Origin of the sequence: Streptomyces alkaliphilus (genome assembly GCF_014141535.1) — a bacterium.
GTDB classification, from domain to species: domain Bacteria; phylum Actinomycetota; class Actinomycetes; order Streptomycetales; family Streptomycetaceae; genus Streptomyces; species Streptomyces alkaliphilus.
In genome coordinates this window covers 1-3,564 of sequence record NZ_VKHT01000537.1, presented here as the reverse complement: position 1 = coordinate 3,564, position 3,564 = coordinate 1, and the positions used below count along the sequence as shown (strand labels likewise).

At 72.6% G+C, this 3,564-nt stretch carries 3 protein-coding genes; 1 reads left to right on the top strand and 2 read right to left on the bottom strand.

The features are described 5' to 3' along the window. Positions 1-14 precede the first annotated feature (14 nt). Entirely contained in the window at positions 15-965 is a 951-nt protein-coding gene (gene pip, locus FNQ90_RS16275; protein ID WP_182607049.1) for a prolyl aminopeptidase, read from the top strand. Here the strand turns inward: pip and FNQ90_RS16270 are convergent, their stop codons facing one another. Continuing rightward, positions 966-2,984 (bottom strand): DUF6596 domain-containing protein, encoded by a 2,019-nt coding sequence (locus FNQ90_RS16270; RefSeq protein WP_182607048.1) that lies wholly within the window; start codon positions 2,982-2,984, stop codon positions 966-968. A gap of 13 nt (positions 2,985-2,997) precedes the next feature. Continuing rightward, positions 2,998-3,321 carry a YciI family protein gene (locus FNQ90_RS16265; RefSeq protein WP_182607047.1) on the bottom strand — a complete coding sequence of 108 codons (324 nt, stop codon included), beginning with the start codon at positions 3,319-3,321 and terminating at the stop codon, positions 2,998-3,000. Positions 3,322-3,564: the final 243 nt, after the last annotated feature.

Below are 3,564 nucleotides of genomic sequence, written 5' to 3'. Positions count from 1 at the left end.
CTCCCCCACCGGATGTGCCCCCTCCCCCCGTCGAGCCGTACGACGAGGGACTGCTGGACGTCGGCGACGGTCAGCGCATCCACTGGGAGACCTGCGGCGATCCCGGGGGCTTCCCGGCCCTCGTCGTGCACGGGGGTCCCGGTTCGGGCTGCTCGCCCCGGATGCGGCAGCACTTCGACCCGCGCCGGTACCGGGTGATCCTGTTCGATCAGCGCGGCTGCGGACGCAGCCTGCCGCACGCGAGCGACCCCGCCACGCCGTTGGAGCACAACACCACCCCTCATCTGATCGCCGACATGGAGCGGCTGCGCGAACACCTGGGGGTGGACCGGTGGGTGCTGTTCGGTGGCTCCTGGGGCTCCACCCTGCTCCTCGCGTACGCCCAGCGGCATCCCGGACGCGTCGCCGGCATCGTCATCGCGGGCGTCACGATGACCCGGCGTTCGGAGATCGACTGGCTCTACCGGGACACGGCACGCTTCTTCCCCGAGGAGTGGGAACACTTCCGGGACGCCCTGCCCCCGGTCGATCGGAAGGACCCGGTGGCCGGGTACGCCCGCCTGATGAACCATCCCGACGCGGAGGTGCGCGAACGCGCCGCCCGCCGGTGGTGCGCCTGGGAGGACACCCTCGTCTCCCTGGAACCGCACGGCGCCCCCGCCCCGTACAGCGACAGGCCGGACCGCGACATGATGGCGATGGTCCGCATCACCACCCACTACTTCGCGCACGGCGCCTGGCTGGAGGAGGGCGAACTGCTCCGCAACGCCGGCCGGCTCGCCGGGGTCCCCGGTGTCCTGGTGCACGGACGACAGGACCTGAGCGGACCGGTGATCACCGCGTGGGAGCTGGCCCGCGCCTGGCCCGACGCCCGCCTGCACATCGTCGAGGACGCCGGGCACACCGGCAGCGACGCCTTCCGCCGAGCCGTCCGCACCGCCCTGGAGACCCTCACCCCCCGCTGATCACCTTCCACCGACACGAGGGCTCCGGGCCAGCCGCCCCAGGGTGAAGCCCTCACCCCTCGGATCCAACCGGCACGTGGCCCGTTTGAAGAGGTACTCGGCCCGCTCGTAGGACAATCTGGCCCGTCCGGTCTCCGGGCAGAGGTCTCCGGCCGGTCCCGCCCGCGCCGGGGCGGGACGCCGGTCGGTGAGGAAGACCGGCCCCCGGGTGCGGCCCGCCACCAGACGGGCGAGAAGCCGCGCCGTGGCGGAACGCCAGAGCACCTCCGTGCCGTTCACCACCGCCCGACGGTCCTCCCGGTCGAGGTCCTCGACGTTCAGCGAGAGCACCGTCCCCGGTCCCACCCCCGACTCGTGCACCAACCGCCACAGGGTCCGCTCCCGCAGGGCGACCCCGGGGAGCTCCCACAGGGTCCGCAGCGTCTCCGGGTCGATCGGCTTCCGTCGCTCCCGGGGACCGGAGCGACGCGGCACCCCGTCGATCAGGTGTTCCACCTCCGCGTGGACGGCGAGAGCCCGGACCGCCGCGCGGTGGCGATTCCACGTCCCGGCGCAGGAGTGGCCCCACAGCGTCTCGAACACCCCGGCCACGTCCTCGGCGGCCACCGAGTTCATCGGCCTCTCCCCGCCCAGCGCCAGACACAGCCGACGCAGGGTCGTGCCGTACCCGCGCCGGGTGGCGGCCGGTCGGTCCGCCGTGACGAGGGCCTCGAGGAAAGCGGTGACCGCCGTGCCGAGGGTCGGCGGGGCGGGGGCGCCCACCCCGTTGGCATCCCCGTCCCCGGCGAGCGCCTCGGCCCGTCGGAGGAGAAAGGCACGCTCGGCGGCGTTGCCGGTGAGCGCGGCGGCCCGGGCGAACTCCCACCGGGCCTCCTCCGTCCGCCCCAGCCGGGTCAGGAGGTCGCCCCTGGCTGCGGGCAGGAGGTGATAGTCGCGCAGCGCGGGTTCGCGCGACAGTTCGTCGATGGCTTCCAGGCCGACCACCGGGCCGTGCGCCCGCCCCCTGGCCACCGCCCGGTTGAGCCGCACGACCGGGGTCGGCAGCAGTCCGACCAGGGCGTCGTACAGCGCGCTGATCGCCGGCCAGTCGGTATCCGCGGCGGAGCGCGCCCGGGCGTGGCAGGCGGCGACGGCGGCCTGCAGGACATAGGGGCCGGGTGGAACGCCGAGGTCCCGTGCCCGCAGCAGGGCGGTGAACCCGCGACGGATCAGCAGGGGGTCCCAGCGGCCCCGATGCTGTTCCTCCAGGGGGATCGGCTCGCCCGCCGGGCCGATGCGGGCGGCTGAACGGGACGCCTGGAGTTCCATCAGCGCCACCAGGCCGTGGACCTCGGCGTGCTCCGGTGCCCGGGCGGCCAACAACCGACCCAGCCGCAGCGCCTCCAGGCAGAGTTCGGACCGCAGGAGGTCATCGCCCGAGGTCGCCGCGTACCCCTCGTTGAAGATCAGGTAGACGACGTCGAAGACGGAGGCGAGCCGTGCGGGGAACTCGGTTTCCGGCGGCAGGTCGAAGGAGGCCCGTTCGGCCGCCAGCCTCCGCTTGGCCCCGGCGACGCGCCGGACGATTCGTGCCTCATCCGTCAGGAAGGCCCGCGCGATCTCCGCGGCGGTGAGTCCTCCGAGGAGACGGAGCGTCAACGCGACCCGTTCCCCGGTGGAGAGAACGGGGTGACAGGTGAGGAACATCAGCCGCAGGACATCGTTCCCGTCCTGCGCCGGGGTACGGTCCGGCGCCGGGCGGGGGGACTCCGCCTCGCGGGCGAGGCGGTCCCCTTCCCTCACGAGGCGGCGATCGCGGCGCAGACGGTCCACCGCGCGTCGTTTCGCCACCGTCATCAACCACGCCCCGGGGGAATCGGGAAGGCCGGTGACGGGCCACTGTTCGAGAGCGGCGACCAACGCGTCACCGGCCAGTTCCTCCGCCAGGCCGATGTCGCGGACCATCGCCGTCAGCCCGGCGACGATCGCCGCGGACTCGAGCCTCCAGACCGCCTCGACGGCGCGTCGGATGTCCGTCACGCGAGTACGGGCCTCACGGGGTGAGAACCTCCCGGATCACGCTCTCGCCGTCCCCGACGATGCGCCGGAACCGGCGGGCCACCTCCACGGCCTCCTCCCTGGACCGGGCCTCCACCAGGGCGAAGCCCACCACGGACTCCTTGGTCTCCGTGAAGGGGCCGTCGGTCACCGTGACCTCCTCCCCCGAGGAGACCACCCGGATCTCCTCGGGCCCCAGGCCCCCGGTGGCCAGCAGGACGCCCGAGGCGGTGAGTTCCTCGATGAACGCGCCCATCTCGGCGTACATCCTCTCGTCGGGGGCGGTCGTCGACGGCCTGGTCATCATCAGGTAGCGCATGGCTCCTCCATCGTTCCGGGTGTTCTCCGAGGTGACACCCCCACATCGAATACACCGATCCGACGGATAACACGTACGTTACCTGTCACATGGGGTGATCGACGGAAGGGTGAGTCCCCTCGGACAGACCTGTGTGTGGGGGGAGAGCACCCGCCCTCGGAGGAGCGATCGGCATGTCCGCCAATGACTCACCCACCTCACTGACCTCATCCGTCTCATCTGTCTCATCCATCTCATCCACCC